Annotated in this window: 14 protein-coding genes; all 14 read left to right on the top strand. The window is 55.3% G+C overall.

The genetic code is table 11. The annotated features are described in order from the left end of the window. Window positions 1-46 precede the first annotated feature (46 nt). The 14 genes from DFQ01_RS04125 to DFQ01_RS04060 all read left to right on the top strand — a co-directional run bounded on the left by DFQ01_RS04125 (window position 47) and on the right by DFQ01_RS04060 (window position 19,333). Window positions 47-7,363 (top strand): WIAG-tail domain, encoded by a 7,317-nt coding sequence (locus DFQ01_RS04125; protein ID WP_110042609.1) that lies wholly within the window; start codon window positions 47-49, stop codon window positions 7,361-7,363. Window positions 7,364-7,706: 343 nt separating this feature from the next. Next, entirely contained in the window at window positions 7,707-8,630 is a 924-nt protein-coding gene (locus DFQ01_RS04120) for a glycosyltransferase family 2 protein (protein ID WP_110042608.1), read from the top strand. A 7-nt stretch (window positions 8,631-8,637) separates the two neighbouring features. Continuing rightward, complete coding sequence (locus DFQ01_RS04115; RefSeq protein WP_245946517.1) at window positions 8,638-9,447, top strand: glycosyltransferase family 2 protein; 810 nt, start codon at window positions 8,638-8,640, stop codon at window positions 9,445-9,447. Beyond that, a complete protein-coding gene (locus DFQ01_RS04110) occupies window positions 9,447-10,211 on the top strand; it encodes a glycosyltransferase family 2 protein (protein ID WP_110042606.1) in 765 nt (254 codons plus the stop codon). The genes DFQ01_RS04115 and DFQ01_RS04110 overlap by 1 nt, the downstream gene beginning before the upstream one ends. A gap of 43 nt (window positions 10,212-10,254) precedes the next feature. Continuing rightward, window positions 10,255-10,989, top strand: a complete 735-nt coding sequence (locus DFQ01_RS04105; RefSeq protein WP_110042605.1) for a sugar phosphate nucleotidyltransferase — start codon at window positions 10,255-10,257, stop codon at window positions 10,987-10,989. An 18-nt stretch (window positions 10,990-11,007) separates the two neighbouring features. Then, entirely contained in the window at window positions 11,008-12,153 is a 1,146-nt protein-coding gene (locus DFQ01_RS04100) for a GT-D fold domain-containing protein (RefSeq protein ID WP_245946516.1), read from the top strand. A 62-nt stretch (window positions 12,154-12,215) separates the two neighbouring features. Then, window positions 12,216-13,595 (top strand): glycosyltransferase family 2 protein, encoded by a 1,380-nt coding sequence (locus DFQ01_RS04095; RefSeq protein ID WP_245946515.1) that lies wholly within the window; start codon window positions 12,216-12,218, stop codon window positions 13,593-13,595. Window positions 13,596-13,670: 75 nt separating this feature from the next. Then, window positions 13,671-13,952: a nucleoside-diphosphate sugar epimerase gene (locus DFQ01_RS04090; protein WP_110042603.1), complete on the top strand. Its 282-nt coding sequence runs from the start codon at window positions 13,671-13,673 to the stop codon at window positions 13,950-13,952. A gap of 30 nt (window positions 13,953-13,982) precedes the next feature. Next, window positions 13,983-14,306 carry an alpha-helical endospore appendage domain-containing protein gene (locus DFQ01_RS04085; RefSeq protein WP_110042602.1) on the top strand — a complete coding sequence of 108 codons (324 nt, stop codon included), beginning with the start codon at window positions 13,983-13,985 and terminating at the stop codon, window positions 14,304-14,306. After that, window positions 14,303-14,602, top strand: a complete 300-nt coding sequence (locus tag DFQ01_RS04080) for a hypothetical protein (protein ID WP_110042601.1) — start codon at window positions 14,303-14,305, stop codon at window positions 14,600-14,602. The genes DFQ01_RS04085 and DFQ01_RS04080 overlap by 4 nt, the downstream gene beginning before the upstream one ends. Beyond that, window positions 14,599-14,883, top strand: a complete 285-nt coding sequence (locus DFQ01_RS04075; protein ID WP_110042600.1) for a hypothetical protein — start codon at window positions 14,599-14,601, stop codon at window positions 14,881-14,883. The genes DFQ01_RS04080 and DFQ01_RS04075 overlap by 4 nt, the downstream gene beginning before the upstream one ends. A 203-nt stretch (window positions 14,884-15,086) precedes the next feature. Further along, window positions 15,087-16,202, top strand: coding sequence for a CgeB family protein (locus DFQ01_RS04070; RefSeq protein ID WP_110042599.1), 1,116 nt, complete (start codon window positions 15,087-15,089; stop codon window positions 16,200-16,202). A gap of 46 nt (window positions 16,203-16,248) precedes the next feature. Continuing rightward, entirely contained in the window at window positions 16,249-17,367 is a 1,119-nt protein-coding gene (locus DFQ01_RS04065) for a CgeB family protein (RefSeq protein ID WP_245946514.1), read from the top strand. A gap of 409 nt (window positions 17,368-17,776) precedes the next feature. Further along, window positions 17,777-19,333 (top strand): glycosyltransferase family 4 protein, encoded by a 1,557-nt coding sequence (locus tag DFQ01_RS04060; RefSeq protein ID WP_110042598.1) that lies wholly within the window; start codon window positions 17,777-17,779, stop codon window positions 19,331-19,333. The last annotated feature ends 3 nt before the right edge of the window (window positions 19,334-19,336 follow it).

The raw sequence follows: 19,336 nt of genomic DNA, 5'->3' as shown, positions 1-19,336 counted from the left end.
ATATATTGCCTATGACATCTTAGGTGGATGAAGGAGAGGGCTATGTATGAAAAACAAGAAAGGGAAGAGTCCCAAAGGACAGAAGCCGTTTTTCTATGTCGATAATCCGAATTCGACGTCCGAACTGCGCTGGCTCGATGAAATGAAGAAGAAGCCAGGGGGAGCGAACGTAAGGTCTAAATCCGAAAGTGCAGAACAGCAACAGCAACTGCCTGTGGCAGAAACTGTGCAAGAGGCTAAGGAGACACCGAAAGCAGCTGAATCATCGGCGACACCTTTGTCTCAAGTAACCATTCATTCGAGCTCAGCGGCTGTACAGTCTGCTGTGCCTGTGAATAATCCTGGTATTCCACCGGCGCATAAGGCGAAGAAAATTCCTCTTCGTTCCGCGCTGTCGCTGCTGCCAACCTCGAAGACGTCATCCACACTTCGAGGCGTGCCAACAACTGCTGCGGCATCAACGGCTTCGGAGGCATCCGAGCTGAATAACAATGATACGCCCGTGCTGCTGCCACCTGAATTCAATACGGTAGAACGGCCTGCTGCATCGGCGCCTTCTGTCGAAGCGCTCCCGTCAGCGGCTGCTCCTGTTGAGGCGGTCAACCCAGTTGTTGAAGCGGCTAAATCAGGTATTGTTGTGTTCGTGCCTGCCGACCAGACGGCAGTTGCAGCTGGTCAGAAGACGATTGACGTCGTACCTGAGGTGGAAGAGGATGCGGCGGCAGTCAAAGAAGAACAGCTTCAAGCACAGAAGCTTGCGAAGCTGGAAGAGAAGCGGCAGCCGGAGAGGCCGGAGCCGATTGTCTATTCGGACGATTTGGCGGACGGCTCTGTCATTACGGACAAAATCGCAAACGGGGCGGTCGACAGCACGAAGCTTCACAACGGTGCGGTTGTCACAGACTCGATTGCGGACTACGCGGTTGATTCCATCAAAATCGCCGACGGCGCGATTACGTCCTCCAAGCTTGGGCAAGAGGTTATTACCGGCGAGCATCTGGCGAAAAATGCGATCTCCGGTCAGAAGATTCGTGACCGATCCATTACCGGCGATAAGCTTCGTGACAGCAGCATTACGGGTGAGAAGCTGGCCGACCGTGTCATTAATTCGGATAAAATTGCAGAAGGCTCGATCGATGCTAAGCATCTTAAGCCTTTCTCCTTAACGGGCGAACTGTTGGAGGAGCAGTCCATTACATCGTCTAAGCTGAGAAGCGGCGCGGTTCGTACGGAGAGCATAGCGAACGAAGCGGTCAACAATTCGAAACTCGCTGAAAGTTCTGTTACGAAGTCGAAGATTCGAAATGGTGCTGTAACGGGTGAGAAAATTGCGGAGGCTGCGATTGATTCTGCCCACCTGAAGCAAGGATTGCTGCTCGCCGAGCATGTGGCGATGGGCGTCATTCAGGGAAAGCACTTGGCTCCGGGAGAAATCGCCGGAGAGCATCTGACCGAAGGGGCAGTAGGCGCTCGGGAGCTGGCGTCCAAATCCGTAACATCATCCGCACTGGCCGCCGAAGCCGTCTCCTCGGAGCATCTTCAAGCAGGAGCGATACTCGGAGCGCACATCGCACCTCTTCAAGTACAAGGAGGTCATATCGCCGATGAGTCGCTGACCTCGACGAAGCTATCGGAGCAGGCGGTCACGACGATTAAGCTGGCCGATCATGCGATTACCTCCTCTAAGCTTGCCGATTACAGCGTGACTTCGGCGAAGCTTGCCGATGAGATCGTTCAGCATAAGCATATTAGCCGCGCCTCGATCTCAGCCGATAAGCTGGCTGACAACAGCATCGAACAGCGTCATTTAACGGAAAGCTCCGTGTCGTCGAAGGCACTGCAGAAAGAATCAGTAGACACGGCGCATTTGCAGGATGGCGCTGTGACGAATGGGAAGCTGGCGCTTCAATCGGTGGAACAGGACAATATTAGCCTGTCTGCCGTTGGCACAGCCCAGTTGGCAGACGGGGCGGTAGTCGGGAGCAAGCTGGCAGACGGTGTCGTGAGCAGCGTGAAGCTTGCCGAAGGCGCAGTTGACCGGTCACATCTGAAAGACGAAATCATTACGTTCGACAAAATTGCGCCGGAATCGATTCGCTCCTACCATCTGTCGCAGGGGGCGGTTACTGGTGAAGCGATTATGGAGGAAACGATCGATTCCTCGCATGTGTGCCCAGGCGCGATTGAGGCCCGCCATCTGGCGGAATGGTCCGTCGAGAGCGATGCGGTGAAGGATGGAGCGATCACATCCGCGAAGCTCGCGTCCCAATCCGTAACGGAGCGGCACATCGGCTTCGGAACCGTGTTCGCGCATCATTTGGCCGACTATGCGGTGAATTCGCTGAAGCTGTCTCCGGAATCGATCACGACGGATAAGCTGACGGATTACGCAGTAACGTCGAATAAACTCGGCAACGAAAGTGTAACGAAAGATAAGCTCGCTTTTGGCAGTGTCAGTGCCTTGCATTTGCTGGACGGAGCCGTACATCAGGCACATCTTGCCGAGGAGTCGGTTGGCAGAGAGCAGCTTGCGAAGCGGTCGGTGACGAGCCAGCATGTTGCACCGGGTGCAATATCTTCGGAGCTGGTTGCGGAAGATGCCATCACCTCGCGCGAGCTTGCTGAAGAGGCGGTAACGGAGCATCATTTGGCTATCGATTCGGTCAGAAGCAGACATTTGGCGGAGCGTACCGTATTCGGCATTCATCTGACATCGGGCAGCGTTGGTGCCGAACATGTACTGCAGGGTGCGATTGAGGCGGCACATCTATCGCATGAGAGCGTGAATGCCAATCATCTGCAGAGTGGCAGTGTTGGCCCTCTTCATCTCAAAGACGGCGCAGTCAACTCCGCACACCTGACGAGCGGCGCCGTACAGGCGAAGCATCTTGCTGAAGGTGCGGTTCGCAGCATTCATTTGTCTCAAGGCGCGGTTGGTTCGGAGCATCTTGCTCCTTACGCCGTGAGCAGTCAAGCGCTCCAAAAGGATGCGGTCAACAGTGATAAAATTGCGCCAAGCTCCGTCAGCGGCGAGCATCTGATGCTTGAATCGGTATCGGGCAAACATCTCAAGGCAGAATCGATTCAAGGCTATCATCTGCGTAAAGGTTCCGTTACGCTTGCTCATCTCGCTGGAGATGCGCTGTCCTTTGATAAAGCGCCAGAAGGCAGTCTGCATGGCAGCAAGCTGAAGCAGGGCACCGTTACAGGCGGCTTGCTCGCCGAAGGCAGTATTCATCGTGCACATCTCATTGCTGGCAGCGTTGGCACGGAGCAGCTGGCAGACGGCTCGGTGTCACTGAGCAAACTGAGCGGCTTGATGGACGCTTCGAAATTCGTGCAGCAGTCAACGATCGATTCCGCACTTCTTGCAGCAGGCGCAGTAACCAGCGATAAGCTGGCGAATGCTTCTGTAGGCGAGCAGCACCTGGCTAAGCACGCTGTGAGTGGCTTACAGCTGCAGGATCAGTCTGTCAGTGAGCGTAAGCTGGCAGAAGGTTCGGTGACAGGTTCCAAGCTGGCGGCTGGTGCCGTTGGAACGGATCATTTGGAAGATGGATTGATTGTGGGCTCGAAGCTGGCAGACGGCTCAGTAGATTCCAATAATCTGATGGAATGCAGCGTCACAAGCGCGAAGCTGGCGCCAGGCGCTGTGCTCGGCATTCACCTTGCTGCCGGTTCGGTAGGCACGGGCGAGCTGGCAACAGGCTCGGTCACGTACGGCAAGCTGGCAGACGGTGCGGTGACGGCAGAGAAGCTGGATTACTCGGCGGTTAAGAGCATCCACCTGACAGATGGCATTGTGACGGAATCGAAGCTGGTCGAAGGCGCGGTTACAGAAGAGAAGCTCGCCGAGGATTCGGTTACGACTTCCAAGCTCGTCGACGGATCGGTTATCGCATCGAAGCTTGCGGATACAGCGGTTCGAAACCGTCATTTGGCGGATAGCATCGTTACAGAATCCAAGCTGGCTGATGGTGCAGTGACAACGGCGAAGCTGACGGAAGCGTTGATCTATAACGCTCATTTGACGGACGATGCAATATCGGAATCGAAACTGCAGAACGGTTCGGTTAGTCTGTTCAAGCTTGCGGATAACGCCGTATCGGCGGAGAAGCTGACAGATGGGTCTGTGACAGAGACGAAGCTGGCGGATGGCGCGGTAACTGCATCGAAACTTGCGGCAGCCTCGGTCGGTAATATCCAGCTAGCGGATGGCGTTGTATCGGCATCCAAGCTGACGAACGGAGCGGTATCGGTAACGAAGCTGGCGGACGGTTCGGTAACAGCCGAGAAACTGACGGCTGCGTCTGTAGGCGAAGTTCAGCTGATGGACGGCGCTGTAACGGCTGATAAGCTGGCAGACGAATCCGTCACAGCGGCGAAGCTGACGATCGCATCGGTAGGCGAAGTGCAATTGGTCGACGGTGCAGTATCCAATGATAAGCTGGCGGACGGTGCTGTAACAGCTGTGAAGCTGGCCGATGGAGCTGTAACGGCAGCAAAGCTTGCGACCGCATCGGTAGGTGGCCTTCAGCTGGCGGATGGTATCGTTTCGGCTTCCAAGCTGACCGATGGCAGTGTAACGTCAACGAAGCTGGCGGACAGCTCGGTGACGGCAGAGAAGCTGACGGTCGCATCGGTAGGCGAATTGCAGTTGGTTGACGGTGCTGTATCGTCCGATAAGCTGATCGATGGCGCCGTTACGGCGGCGAAGCTTGCGGAGGGGGCTGTCACAGCTGATAAGCTGACGGCAGCATCGGTAGGCGGCGTACAGTTGATGAATGATGCCGTCACGTCCGAAAAGCTGATGAATGGTGCCGTAACGGCGGCGAAGCTGGCGGATGGATCCGTCACAGCGGCGAAATTGACAACTGCTTCGGTAGGCAATCAGCAATTGATCGATGGTGTCGTTTCGTCTGCGAAGCTAACGGATGGCGCCGTAACGGCGGCGAAGCTGGCGGATGGTTCCGTCACAGTTGATAAGCTGACGGCAGCCTCTGTAGGCTGTGACCAACTGATTGACGGTGCCGTATCGTCCTATAAGCTGACGGATGGCGCCGTAACGGGATCGAAGCTGGCAGAAGGTTCTGTCACAGCCGATAAGCTGACGGCAGCATCGGTGGGCAACGAGCAGCTGATCGACGGCGCGGTATCGTCCGAGAAGCTGACCGATGGCAGCGTAACGGCATCGAAGCTGGCAGAGGGTTCTGTCACAGCCGATAAGCTGACGGCAGCGTCGGTGGGCAACGAGCAGCTGATCGACGGCGCGGTATCGTCCGAGAAGCTGACCGATGGCAGCGTAACGGCATCGAAGCTGGCAGAGGGTTCTGTCACAGCCGATAAGCTGACGGCAGCGTCGGTGGGCAACGAGCAGCTGATCGACGGCGCGGTATCGTCCGAGAAGCTGACCGATGGCAGCGTAACGGCATCGAAGCTGGCAGAAGATTCTGTCACAGCCGATAAGCTGACGGCAGCATCGGTGGGCAACGAGCAGCTGATCGACGGCGCGGTATCGTCCGATAAGCTGACGGACGGCAGCGTAACGGCATCGAAGCTGGCAGAAGGTTCTGTCACAGCCGATAAGCTGACGGCAGCATCGGTGGGCAACGAGCAGCTGATCGACGGCGCGGTATCGTCCGAGAAGCTGACGGACGGCAGCGTAACGGCATCGAAGCTGGCAGAAGGTTCTGTTACAGCCGATAAGCTGACGGCAGCGTCGGTGGGCAACGAGCAGTTGATCGACGGCGCGGTATCGTCCGAGAAGCTGATAGACGGCAGCGTAACGGCATCGAAGCTGGCAGAAGGTTCTGTTACAGCAGAGAAGTTGACGGCAGCATCGGTGGGCAATGAGCAGCTGATCGACGGCGCGGTATCGTCCGAGAAGCTGATAGACGGCAGCGTAACGGCATCGAAGCTGGCAGAAGGTTCTGTTACAGCAGAGAAGTTGACGGCAGCATCGGTGGGCAATGAGCAGCTGATCGACGGCGCGGTAACGTCCGAGAAGCTGACGGACGGCAGCGTGACAGCATCGAAGCTGGCAGAAGGTTCTGTCACAGCCGATAAGCTGACGGCAGCGTCGGTGGGCAACGAGCAGCTGATCGACGGCGCGGTATCGTCCGAGAAGCTGACGGACGGCAGCGTAACGGCATCGAAGCTGGCAGAAGGTTCTGTCACAGTCGATAAGCTAACGGCAGCGTCGGTGGGCAACGAGCAGCTGATCGACGGCGCGGTATCGTCCGAGAAGCTGACGGACGGCAGCATAACGGCATCGAAGCTGGCAGAGGGCTCTGTCACAGCCGATAAGCTGACGGCAGCATCGGTAGGCGGCGTGCAGCTGGTCGATGGCGCCGTATCTGCAGCGAAGCTGACGGATGGAGCGGTGACAGCATCGAAGCTGGCCGATGGCTCGGTAACGATAGCGAAGCTGACAGCAGCCTCGGTAGGAGGCGTGCAGCTGGCGGACGGCGCTGTGACGGCAGCGAAGCTGACTGATAACGCCGTAACGAATGCGAAGCTGGTCGATGGCTCGGTAACGGCAGCGAAGCTGGCGACTTCGTCGGTAGGCAATGTACAGCTGGTCGATGGCGTCGTAACAACAGCGAAGCTGGCAGACGGCTCGGTTACGGTCAGTAAGCTGGCTGGCGGTTCGGTTCGCAGCGAGCAGCTGGCAGATGGCGCTGTGACGGAGAGCAAAATCGCAGGCAGCGCAGTTGGTTCGGATCAATTAGCTGACTTGGCGGTTCGTTCCTCGCACATCGCATACGGTACGATTTTGCCGGATCACCTGACGCTAGGCGTAGTCGAAGGCGATAAGCTCGCCGATCATGCAGTAAGTGCCAACCACTTGTCCGATGGTGCCGTTACGAGCGAAGCGATTGCAGAAGGCAGCGTAGGTGTCAGCAAGCTGTCTGCTGATGTCATTCGCCTGATCGGCAAGCCAGGCGTGATGGAGGGCTCGATCGAGTCGAAGCATTTGCAGCCGGGCTCGGTTGTTGGCGCTCATCTGGTAGACGGTGCGATCGGCTCGAGGGAACTGGCATCTGGTGCTGTTGCAGAGAGCAACCTGACGTTCACACCGGTTACTGCACCAGCGGCATCGAAGTTGAAGTTCCAGCAATGCGGCTTAACATCATTCGCCTTTACGGGGCAAGAGGAAACATGTGAGGTCATGATTCCTTTCGAGGAGTCGTTCCAAGACAACAGCTACGTCTTCGTAGCGATGACTGATCATCCTGCTTGCATCGCAACGCTGAAAGGCAAGTCGGAGGAATTCGCTTTGGTGACGATCTCCCGCATCCGCTTCAGCATGGAGCCGATAGGCTTCATTAACTGGATTGCCATCGGGGTAAAGCGGGGCTAATCCGATAAAAAAAGCCAATGGGCTGTACCGACGTATGTCGCTGTACAGCCCATTTTGTGTGGAAGGCCAGTTGGTAGAGAAACGGAGCGCAGCGGCATTTTGTACAAAAGTAGAAGGGGGGCAGCATAGTAGAGAGGGATTGTTCGAGTAGGTTAATAGAACTCTTAAATCAGCTTGCAGAGCGGAAACATAGCGCATTCTGATAGAGCTTCTAGATGGCCATCATGCCAGCAACTACACGGAATAACCAGCCACGAATGCCTTGACGTACATACGCCGTTGCGAAGTAGGTTGACAAACATACAATATACCGCAAGCGATTCATTCAAGAGGTGGCTAATGTATGAACCGATTGTTAATTAGCGGAATTCGGTCTCGTTCTGGCAGAGTCGGTGGAAGCTCGCAGTCTTCGGATGCCGGAGGAGCACGAGGCCGGGTTGTACGCCGCAGGGGACCGTCAGGCCGCAAGCTGAGCCGTCCTGCATCGTCGGTGCACCGCACCAGACCGGTCGGCGAAACGGAACGCAGCGATTCGATACCGCTCGTATCGGTCATTATCCCCGTGATGAATGAACGTCGAACGATACGCCGCGTTATTCGGGAAGCTTTCGCAGTCCATCCTTCTACGGAAGTTATTGTTGTCGCGAATGGCACGAGAGACGGCTCATCGGTTATCGCGAAGAAAGCAGGCGCTCGTGTAATCGAGTATGCGGAACCGCTAGGCCATGATGTCGGGCGCGCAGTCGGTGCAGAGGCGGCACGTGGCGATGTGCTGCTATTCATCGATGGCGACATGGTCATCTCGGCGTCTCGACTGCGTCCATTCGTAGCTGCTGTGCTCCGCGAAGGTGTCGATGTGGCGCTTAATGACTATTCCGGTCCAACTGCCAAGCCGATCGTACACAGCGTGGTGCTCGCTAAGCATGCGCTCAATGCGATGCTGCAGCGGCCGGATTTGAATGGAACCTCTATGACTGCCGTTCCTCATGCACTCAGCCGATCTGCTCTAACAGCAGTTGGCGCAGAGTCGCTCGCGGTACCTCCGCTTGCTCATGCTAAAGCGATTCGACTAGGGCTTCGGGTGAAGGCTGTCCATCATGTGAATGTAGGCAAGCTGAATCCGCCCCGTAGGGAGCGGGAGAGGATGAAGCCGCTCGAGTATGTGATTGTCGGCGACCATCTAGAAGCGTTGGAATGGGTGCTGGGCAGAGGGGATGACCGATGTGGATTTGTAGATCAAACAAGAAAAAGGCACTATGCGAGGTGAAGCCAGCATGTCAAGGGGACGACGAGGAAAACGTGTCTCGACAGAGGAGACTCCAGCAGTGCTGCCAGTCGACTGCCGAGTATCTGCCGTCGTTACGGTGCTGAACGAGGAGGCGACACTGCCGCTCGTCCTTCGGGAGCTCGGCAAACTGCCGCTGGAAGAGATTGTTGTTGTGCTTAATGGCTGCACAGATAGCAGTTTATCGATTGCCCGATCCTTTCCACAGGTGACGGCGGTGCACTATGCGGAGAAGCTTGGGCATGACGTTGGACGTTCGATCGGCGCAAAGCTTACGAAATCCGACATTGTCTTGTTCGTGGACAGCGATATTCCGATTGGTGCCGACCGGCTCAAACGTTTTATTGCAGCCATTGCGCAGGGGGCAGATGTGGCGCTCAACGACATATCCCCGTTTCTGCCGTTGTTCCGCGATTGGGATGAAGTGACAAAGATGAAGGCATTTCTCAACTTGTCGCTTGGCCGTCCGGATCTGCGCGCGAACTCGATGACATGCGTGCCGCATGCGATGTCGCGGCGTGCCATCGAGCGGATCGGAAGCGGGATGCTGGCTGTACCGCCGAAGGCGCAGGCTGCCGTGATCGAAGCGGGGCTGCGCATACGGACAGCGGCTGCGGTCAATGTGCTGCAGACGAATCGGGTTCGGAACAGCAACGTAGGCAAGGACAATGAAGTCTCTCGACTCATTATCGGCGACCATATCGAAGCGCTCAAATATGCGATGAATGCAGGGGGCAGTCGATTAACGAACGACGATAGCGGGCGTAGGCGGCATGTCGTCATGCGGAGGCAGCTCTAATGAGTACGAGTGCGAAAGTGACGAGCATTATTATACCGACCTACAACGGCTTGCCGCTGCTGCAGCGGTTAATTCAATCGATTCGTACGTATACCGACGAACAAGTGACGCCTTATGAGCTTATCGTCGTCGATAACGGATCAAGCGACGGGACGGCAGAATGGTGTGCAAGCAGCGGCATTACATTCGTCGCGGTAACAGGAAACATTGGGTTTCCATCGGCATGTAACAAGGGGCTCCGAATTGCATCAGGCGAGCAATTGATGCTGCTCAACAACGATATTGTCGTAACGCCGAACTGGCTGCTTAATCTCTCTGCTGGACTGGCGCAGGAGCCAAGCATCGGATTGGCGGGACCCGTTACGAACTATGCAAGCGGCCAGCAGCAGGTGACGTATTCGTTCGATGGAATCGAGCAGTTCATGCGAATTGCGGAGCAGACGAACCGTTCGGATCCGAATGCGCGGGAACGGGTTCTTCGCATCGTCGGATTGTGCATGCTGTTCAAACGTGAAGTGTATGAGAAGGTTGGAGAACTGGACGAACGATTCTCACCTGGCCATTACGAGGATGACGATTACTGCTTACGCATTCGGATGAATGGCTACGGACTGATGATGTGCCGCGATGCGCTTATCTATCACGAAGGCAGTGCGAGTTTCCGGCAGCAGGGTGAGGATACCGTTAAACAGCTGCTTGCGCGGAACCGCCAGTTGTTCATCGATAAGTGGGGAATCGATCCGAGTGTTTTTATCGGCACATGACGGACGGGCACCTATGCCCGTTCACGCAGGAGGGAGATCGTAAGTGAAAGCTGTCATATTGGCCGGCGGGACCGGAACACGTCTTCGGCCGTTGTCGCAATTGTTTAATAAACATATGCTGCCCGTTGGCCGTTATCCGATGATTCATTATGCGATTGACAAAATGAAAGAGGCTGGCATTACCGACATTTTGCTTATTACAGGCCGTGCGACGGCCGGACTGTTCATTGCGTATCTTGGCAGCGGTGTGGAGTTCGGCGTCTCGATTACGTATCGGATACAAGAAGAAGCAGGCGGCATTGCGCAGGCGCTGGATCTGGCGAAGCCATTCATTGGAGCGGATGAACGATTCGTCATGCTGCTAGGCGACAATCTGTTCGAGGACTCGCTTGAGCGCTTCGCCAATCAGTTTGAGCTGCAAGAAAGCGGAGCGATGGTGCTGCTCAAGCATGTGCCGGATCCTCGGCGCTACGGTGTACCAACATTCGACGCAAGCGAGCAGACGATCATACGCATTACGGAGAAGCCGGAAACGCCGGATACCAGCTATAGCGTAACGGGTATTTACTTCTACGATTCGTCCGCCTTCGATTTAATTGCGGGCCTGACGCCTTCGGAACGCGGCGAGTTGGAAATTACAGATCTGAACAATGCGTATGCCCGTTCAGGCAAGCTGACCTACATGGTACTTAACGGCTGGTGGACGGACGCGGGTACGTTCGAGTCGCTTCATGAAGCAGCGATTCGTATGATGGCTCGCCCATCGGATGCTGAATAAGGAGAGCGAGGGAAGACAATGGTTCCGAGGCACACGAAAACGGCCCTCGCCCCCCGCAAAACGGCTCGACCAAGCGTACTTCCCGTCCGTCGGACGCCAGCCCGAACGGGGGTTGGTGTCATTAGGCGCAAGTCTCGCCGCGGCTCATTATGGACAGGTACCCATAATCGCAAGCGGTCACTGCAAGGACAGAGAAGGCGCGCTTACGGCAGGCGGATGTTAAATCGGGAGAAGCTGTTAGCTGAGATGCCAGGTACGTTCAATCCGGAGCAGCAGCAGCTTCCTTCTATGGTGGCCCCGCCTGTAATTCCGCTGTCTGAGCAGCTGCAGGATCGCCGAATGGCGCAGGCGGAAGAGCAGGCGCGGGAGGATGAGATATTCGCTGCGGGCGAAGAACTGTATGAGAAGGCAATTCCTTATGGTGTTATTTTGCCGGACTTTAGCTTGCAGGATGTCATTGCAGCAGGAGTCGAACGGCTGCTGCCGCTCGGGATCAGGCTGACGAATACAACCGAGGTATATACGGAACTGGAGAATGCGATTCGTGATCGCACTCCTTATTCGATCGTTCGTCTAGGAGACGGCGAGCTGATGGCGCTGGCGCAGGACATTGTAATGCCGGCAGAGCAGACAGCTGCACAAGCGACCTTTCTACCTTATGCAGGCGTGACGCCTCCGGACATCGCTTCACGAAATTTACTAGCGAATGCGGTTCGGCAAGCAACGATCGTTGGGGTGCCATTATCGCGGCGCAAGCAGTTTCAACCGCTGCTTTATCCTGTGCTAAGGGGCCATCATCTTGATATTCGCTCGATGCGTCTTACGACTTCGACGATCAATTATGCCCTGTACCAGGAGGGACTGCTTCAGCGTCTGCTGCAGGGGAAAAGTTTGCTGTTGATCGGCAATGCATCACCTGCATTGGCGGAGCTGCTGCTCGCCCGGGGCTATCGAGTAACAGGAGTCATCGCCCCCGTGCGCGGGATGGCGGACGTTGATCGCGTTGTAATGGAGACTGGCAGCGCTGAATTCGATCTTGCTCTTGTGGCTGCTGGTATACCTGCCGTTGTGATTGCCTCGCGGATCGCTGTTGAGCTCGGCAAGGCGGCGCTCGATTTCGGACATCTTGCTGATGGAATCATTAAGGGGGAGCTAACGATTTAGTGCAGAAAACCAAACTTTGTGAACACGCGCTTTAACTTTCGCTCAGAAAGAGGATGAAGAGCATGAGAAGCACAACGCGGCAGCTTCGAGGCTCCCGGCGCCGCTCCTCGCGGCGTACCGCGCCAAAAGCTGCGGGGCGTTCTTCCGTAACACAACCATCGCGGCAAGAGTTAGGGTACAGTGCAGGATACGAGGACGGAAAGCGCGCCGGAATGGAAAGCTTTGAGACGTTATTTGATGGCACGAGCATCATTATTCCGACTTATAATCAAGCGAAATATTTGAAGGCTTGTGTGGAGAGTATCGGGGAGCATACCGACCTTCCGTACGAAATTATTATTATCGACAATGGCTCGACGGATGAAACAGCAGCGTATTTGAAGGAAATTAGCACGCAGGTCCGATACCGGATATTGGAGGACAACCATGGATTTGCGGGCGCCGTCAATATGGGATTGATGATGGCGAAGGGTACGACGCTGATGCTCCTGAACAACGATGTACTCGTAACAGACAACTGGCTTGATAATCTGCTTGCTTGTCTGAACAGCGAGGCTAAGATTGGGATGGTCGGTCCAGTCACGAACTATATTAGCGGCGACCAGCAGATTGACGTTCCATACACGGATGTTATGGATATGTACGAATTCGCGCGCCGCAATAACGAGTCGAACCCGGCCAGATGGGTAAGGACGGATCGGCTTGTAGGTTTCTGTCTATTGTTCCGACGAGAGCTGCTGGAGAAGGTTGGGTATCTTGACGAAGGATTTGAGATAGGCAACTTCGAGGATGACGATTTTAACATTCGGGTCCGCCTACACGGGTATTCACTCGTTATTGCGAAGGATTCATTCATCCACCACTTCGGGAGCGTCAGCATGAAGGCGACCGGTCAGCAGTTCGAAGGCATTAACGAACGTAATATGCGCTTCTATATTAACAAATGGGGCAATCCGCACGAGCTTGTGCATCAAGTCAACGAATGGCGGAGACTGCAGGAGGAGCTGGCAGGTACGCCGCCGCTATTGAACGGGATGATTGATTTTTATCCGCAGCATGTGTCGGTGAAAGGTGTCGGTGAAACGGTATATTGGCTCGCTGACGGGCAGCGGCGTCCGCTTATGGGGCCAACAATGCTGCCGGTTGTTCGACTGTCGCAGGTGGATATGTGCAGATACCCGATTGGAGAGCCGATCGGAGCGGATGATCCGTTGGTTGTCGCTGCTATTACACGGCCAGTAGACAGCGTGGTGACGACAAGCACAGATGGCACGCGGTATATCGTGGAGGCTGGAAAGAAACGGCGCATTACAACGCAGGATGCAGCGGAACGCTGGGGGCTGGATCGCAGGTATACGCATCGAATGAGCGATGCTGAGCTAAGCAGTTTGCCAGACGGACTGCCGATTATTGCACCGGTCGTGCTGCACCAATCGTTGTAGCATCTCGCCCAGTCACCGTACGGCTAGCGCCGCATATGCTACAAACAGCAGGGCAATGGAGAAAGGGGCGGCGTTGTGGGCGATTCCGTAGACGCGCTTATTGAGCATGTATCCCATACGACAAGGCAGGTCGCCCGTGTGCTGGAAGCACAGCGGCATGTTGCCGTTCGTATGGCGCAAATGGTTCACGCATTGCCGGACGAGGACCCTGAGTTCGGTGGTTTCGCAGGGCTGCTCGATCAAGCCAGCGGGGTGACGAAGAGCGTCATCGCTTATTTGTTCAGTGTAGCGGAGCTGCAGGAAATGATGGCGGAGCACATGTACCACGTCATTATGGAGATGGAAGACGAAGAGTAAAGATGATGCACCATGGGAGGCGGCAACGATATGGCAGGACGCGAGCAGGCCTTTCAGCGTATGCTGGATACTGCCGCCAAGCTGCAATGGGACATTTCAATGATATTGGAAGCCAAAGCGGTAGAAGCGGAGAAAGTAAGGAACTGGATATTAAACCACGTCTCGTCGGATTCCTACTATGAGCAGCAGCAGCAATTGAAAGAATCGCTGCGCATGCACGATCAGATCGTGGAGGTCATCGACGGGTTGACCAAAATAGGCAGAGGCATGAATGCGGTTATGCGAGTCGCACTAGAGCACGGGTTAGAGGGTGACGATAACGGCATGATCGGCGGATCAGGGGGACATCCGTGAGTCGGTTAGCGGATCGAGAACGCGAGGTTAAGCTTGAGTTAGTCAGCTCGATTGCGCGCAGCCAGCGAGCGCTGGCCCGTATTCTGGAATCGATTGCCGATGTGTCCGTTCATACGGATCCGATTGCGAAGTCACTGCGCGATAACATCGCGCAGCTGAGTCAGTTGCAGCAGGTGCTGACTGAATCTGTGGTCGGCATTCGATTCGGGCAGCGGCGGCAGGGCCGCCCGTCCGGACCATGGATTAACCAGCAAACTGGAGCAAGGCGGCGGAAGACCAAGGGGGAACAAGTGTGAAGGCAGCGAAGAGCAGCAGGCGGCGAGCCCGTTCGACTTCGAGAACATCGAAGAGAGGCCGGAAGTCAGCCGCATCATCGAAGCGAAAGTCGGCATCGGCGAGAAAGTCGAAGAAGTCGGTCACGAAGCGGCGCAAATCACGTAAGCCAACCGTTCCGCAGACCGTGCTGGATCCATCCAACGATCTTGGCTATGATGCAGCCTATAACGAAGGATATAATGGAGGCTTTGCAAAAGGATTCGAGGATGGTCATCAGCTTGCGTATGAAAGTCAGCCCTAACCTCATGGCGCGTTGTCTAGAATAACGCCCGGCGAGCATCGGCGGATCATGCGATCCGTTCCGGAGCAAACCGGGCTATTTGTGCTGCATGTGTCCTGATGTCGGACAGGCGGATACCCGTCATAAGCCAATTTTGCTGCCCGTACGCATATACCCGTGTGCGATCGACATGGAGAGCATATTGTGGAGAAGAGGTGAACAGTATGAGCTGGATGAAGCGGCCTCAAACCGCTGTAGCAGCAGCCCTGCATGAGCGGGGCGCTGCAGATGGATATCGAATCGGCTGGCGTGACGGTGCCTGTGAGGCTGTATCGCAGCTTATTAATCCGCCTGCTCCAATCCTATACAACCTGCGGGTGATCTTTGTGCCGCAGGGCTTTCAAGCGATTGACGAAGGGATCATTCAAGCGCTTCGCAAGTCCGTTCGGGAGCTGCATGTTGTGCACCCGACAAGAATGGCGGAGCAGGCGCTGCTCATACGTCCAGACTTTGTACTCGTCATGAACGGTCTGCATGTATTCCCGGATGATCACTTTGCGCAAATTGACCGAATCCGAGCTGCCGGCATTCGAACGGCGATCTGGTTCGCAGATGATCCATATGTTACGGACGATACCGTGCTAGTTGCCCCCCATTACGATACGATTCTGACGCATGAGCTCAGCACGGTCCCCCTGTATCAGCTGCTCGGCTGCAAAGATGTTCAATATATGCCGCTCGGCGTAGATCCTGCGGTATTCAAGCCAATGCGGGTCGATTCGAACTATTTCTCGGACGTATGCTTCATCGGTCAAGGGTTCTGGAATCGAGTGCAGATGTTTGATGCGCTCGCACAGCAGCTTGCAGGCTTGAAGGTGTTCATTGCAGGCGGCTTGTGGGAGCGTTTGAAACAATATCAACTGCTGAAGCCGTTCATTCGTCATGGGTGGCTGCCGATCGAGGAATCAGCCGCTTATTACAACGGAGCAAGAATTGTCATTAACATGCACCGGACGACGGAAGCAGGATCGGATAACCGCAACAGCTACCAATATCCGGGCCGCTCGATCAACCCGCGAACGTATGAGATCGCAGCCTGCGGAACGATGCAGCTGACCGATATTCGCGAGGATCTTGGCACGTATTATCGTCCTGGCCTGGAGGTCGAGACCTATGGCGATGCGGTCGAGCTTGGGGATAAGATTCGATTCTATTTGGCCAATGAAGAAGCTCGCCGATTGATTGCCATCCGTGGTCTAATGCGGACGATGCGTGAGCATACTTACTTGTCGAGAATGACTCGGCTGATGCAAGTTCTAGGCTACTCCAACAGATTGTAACGCCGCAGGTGCAGTCAAATGTTTAAAAGAGAGGGTGGTATCTTTGGTGGCTCCGATTCGCCATGACAAGCATCGGACGGTACGGGGGGGATCGAGATTGCACGGAAGAGAAGCCGCTTATGCTTTAGGGTGGGAGCATGGCTACTGGTATGGACAATGCGAGGCGCTCATCCAATCCATTCCACAGTCTGCTCAGATGCGTCCGATTCATGTGCTGTTCGTTGCAACGGGGAAGGGTTTCCCCTATTCGCCGCTCGATGAGGCCATCGCAGAGACATTGCGGTTACTAGCTGTACGCGTAAGCATCGCGAATGCGAAGCAGCCCGTCGCAGAGATAGCTGTAAGGCTTCGCCCAGACGTGGTGATCGTGCTGGACGGGCTCGAATTTCAGACGACCGAAGTGGATGCCATTCGGCGGGAAGGCATTCGTGTTGTCGTCTGGTTCACAGACGATCCGTACTACACCGATATAACGTCGAATTTGGCGCCGCATTATGACCATGTGTTCACGCTGGAGCGGATGTGCGTGCCTTTCTATCAAGCGCTCGGCTGCCCGAATGTGCACCATCTGCCGCTAGGGGTATATCCAGCCGTATTCCGTCCGAGCAATCCGCCGCGCACCGCGAGGAAGGAAATAAGCTTCGTAGGCTCCGCCTACTGGAAGCGCGCCTTGTTCTTCGATCAAATCACAGATTATCTCGCGACGAAGGATACATGGATTACCGGCATCTGGTGGGAGCGTCTGCGCGATTATCCAAAGCTGGCATCCAAAATTACAAGCCGCTGGATGGAGGCAGATGAAACAGCAGCCAACTATAACGGCGCCAGAATCGTCATCAATATGCACCGGGCGCACGACGATGAATCGTTCAACAATAACAGTCTAGCAATCGAGGCGGTTTCTCCGAATCCGCGGACCTTCGAAATATCCGCATGCGCAACGCTTCAGTTGACGGACATTCGGATGGATCTGCCGCTATACTATTTGCCGGACGTTGAGATTGTCACCTACTCTTCGCCGCAGGAAATGATCGAGAAGATTGAGTACTATCTTGCCCATGAACAGGAACGAAGGCTGATCGCGCTTCGGGGCTTGCATCGCACGCTGCGCGAGCATACGTACATGAAGCGGCTCGAGACGATGCTGGCGATTCTGTTCGGATGAGACGTTATCCGTTTCACCTGGGATGGGCGTATGCTCGGCGGACGAATGCTGCACGTTAAGTGCGGTGTTCGTGCCGCCGATTTTTGTGCATTTGGTGCAGGTCCATCTGTCGTGCCGATTCGAACGTCTCGTTAATATATTATAGAAACGTAAGATAACGTAATAGATAGTGGCAGAATTTCATAGCGACAGGATACCTATCAGGCTGGTTGATAAGGTTAGAAGCTAGTTTTGTTGCGACAAAATCAAGGTCCATGCTTACGAAGTAGTTTTGTTGCTGTATTCATCGATGCGATGAATGCAGCAGCAACAAAACCGGTCCATGCTTACGAAGTTAGCTTTTTGTTGCTTTAGTCATCGAAGTCGATGACTGAAGCCGCAACAAAAATCTTTAGGAGGTGAGGTTTGCTTGCGCTCCAAGCCTCGGTTGTTCGCTTTCTCTCATATTTGCAGCCATTCGTATATTACCGGTGCGGAGAAGCTGCTGCTGTTTATGCTCAAGGAGCTGCTTCCGTACTTCCACTGTACGCTCGTCGTTCCGAACACCGGGTATTTGTCGGTACACGCCGCAAAGGCAGGTGTTGCGATAACAGTTCAGCCGATTCCGATATCGGTTCCGCTCTATCTGGGGCAGTCGCATCTCATGGATGAGCTGCATGAGTTCAGAAGCCGCTCGGACTATGCCGCGCTCGTACACCTGCTCGCTGAACAGCGCCCCGATGCCGTACTCGTGAACACCTCTGTCCACCCGATGCCTGCGATCGCTGCGAAGGAGCTTGGCATTCCGGTCGTATGGATGCTCATGGAAGCGATACGGTTAACGCCCTATACATCGCTCTCAGCCGCATTAATTGAGCGTTACTCCGATTGGATCGTTGGCATCTCGGAATCGACCCTGCAGCCGATCAAAATGTTCTTCCCCCATCTGACGCACCGAATGATGCTGCTCCCGCCATCCTGGCACATCGACACACTCCACCCTGCAAGCTGGCTCGCCAATCGAGAGAACAGGCGTAACCGGCTTGCGATCAAGCATCAGCATAAGCTGATCGGTTTCATCGCCTCTTCCATCTATGAGAACAAAGGCTTTATCCCTTATATCAAAATGGCAGTTGACGTCGCGGCACGCCACCCGAATGCGATGTTTCTTGTCGTCGGCAATCCGGTCGATCGGCCGTTGTTCGACTCCGGCATCGACATGGCTAGGCAGGCTGGCTTGCTGGAACGGTTCCGCTGGATCCAGTTCGAGGATCAGATTGAGACGATCTATCCGGCATTCGATCTGCTAATCGTACCCAGCCTAACGGCAGAAGGCTTTGGCTTGACGGCGTTGGAAGGGCTAATCTTCAAGAAACCTGTTATTGCCTTCGCATCTGGCGGACTCGCCGAGATTATGGCAGCTACGGGCAATACGACGAATGCGGTGCCGGTTGGTGATGTTGGCGGGCTGATCGCGCGCGTAGATGCGATGCTAACCTCAACTGACCTGTACGCCATTGGCGAGCGGAACGCGCATGCTGCCGAGATCGCATACGGATTGACGGCCTATCGAGTTAAGCTGCTGCGGCTGCTCGATATGATGCGCAGAAGCACCGTGACGGTTCCGCATCTCGTACGCGGCAGTCTCTCTGTCATTTACTTGTTGGAAGGCGGCGTGCTTCGTCCTTTCCGTTCCGAGGCGGCTGTCCTCGAAGCGGGGTATTCGCTTGATCAGGTGATGGAGATTGACGATGCCACGATTGATGCGCTGCCGAAGGGCGAACCGATTGGCCGTTCGGAGCTGCCGATCGCGCTGCCGACGCCAGCACCGCCAATGGCGAGACAGCTTTCTCGAAGCAGGAGGAGACGTCAGAGCAGCAGAACGCAGGGCGGGAAAAGTCGGAATCGCAAATCAAAAGGCCGTGCAGCGGCACGAAAACGAAGCGGCAGCAGCCGTAAGCGCGTGCGACGCAAACGGCGAAGCTGAATA

Origin of the sequence: Paenibacillus cellulosilyticus, from assembly GCF_003182255.1 — a bacterium.
Classification (GTDB): domain Bacteria; phylum Bacillota; class Bacilli; order Paenibacillales; family Paenibacillaceae; genus Paenibacillus_T; species Paenibacillus_T cellulosilyticus.
The sequence above is the reverse complement of the archived record's forward strand: the minus strand, read 5'-3'. Positions and strand labels throughout refer to the sequence as shown.

Excerpts from the sequence above, each read along its gene's own strand:
- DFQ01_RS04125 (WP_110042609.1), top strand. The coding sequence starts at position 47 with ATGAAAAACAAGAAAGGGAAGAGTCCCAAAGGACAGAAGCCGTTTTTC.
- DFQ01_RS04120 (WP_110042608.1), top strand. The coding sequence starts at position 7,707 with ATGAACCGATTGTTAATTAGCGGAATTCGGTCTCGTTCTGGCAGAGTC.
- DFQ01_RS04115 (WP_245946517.1), top strand. The coding sequence starts at position 8,638 with ATGTCAAGGGGACGACGAGGAAAACGTGTCTCGACAGAGGAGACTCCA.
- DFQ01_RS04110 (WP_110042606.1), top strand. The coding sequence starts at position 9,447 with ATGAGTACGAGTGCGAAAGTGACGAGCATTATTATACCGACCTACAAC.
- DFQ01_RS04100 (WP_245946516.1), top strand. The coding sequence starts at position 11,008 with ATGGTTCCGAGGCACACGAAAACGGCCCTCGCCCCCCGCAAAACGGCT.
- DFQ01_RS04095 (WP_245946515.1), top strand. The coding sequence starts at position 12,216 with ATGAGAAGCACAACGCGGCAGCTTCGAGGCTCCCGGCGCCGCTCCTCG.
- DFQ01_RS04085 (WP_110042602.1), top strand. The coding sequence starts at position 13,983 with ATGGCAGGACGCGAGCAGGCCTTTCAGCGTATGCTGGATACTGCCGCC.
- DFQ01_RS04070 (WP_110042599.1), top strand. The coding sequence starts at position 15,087 with ATGAGCTGGATGAAGCGGCCTCAAACCGCTGTAGCAGCAGCCCTGCAT.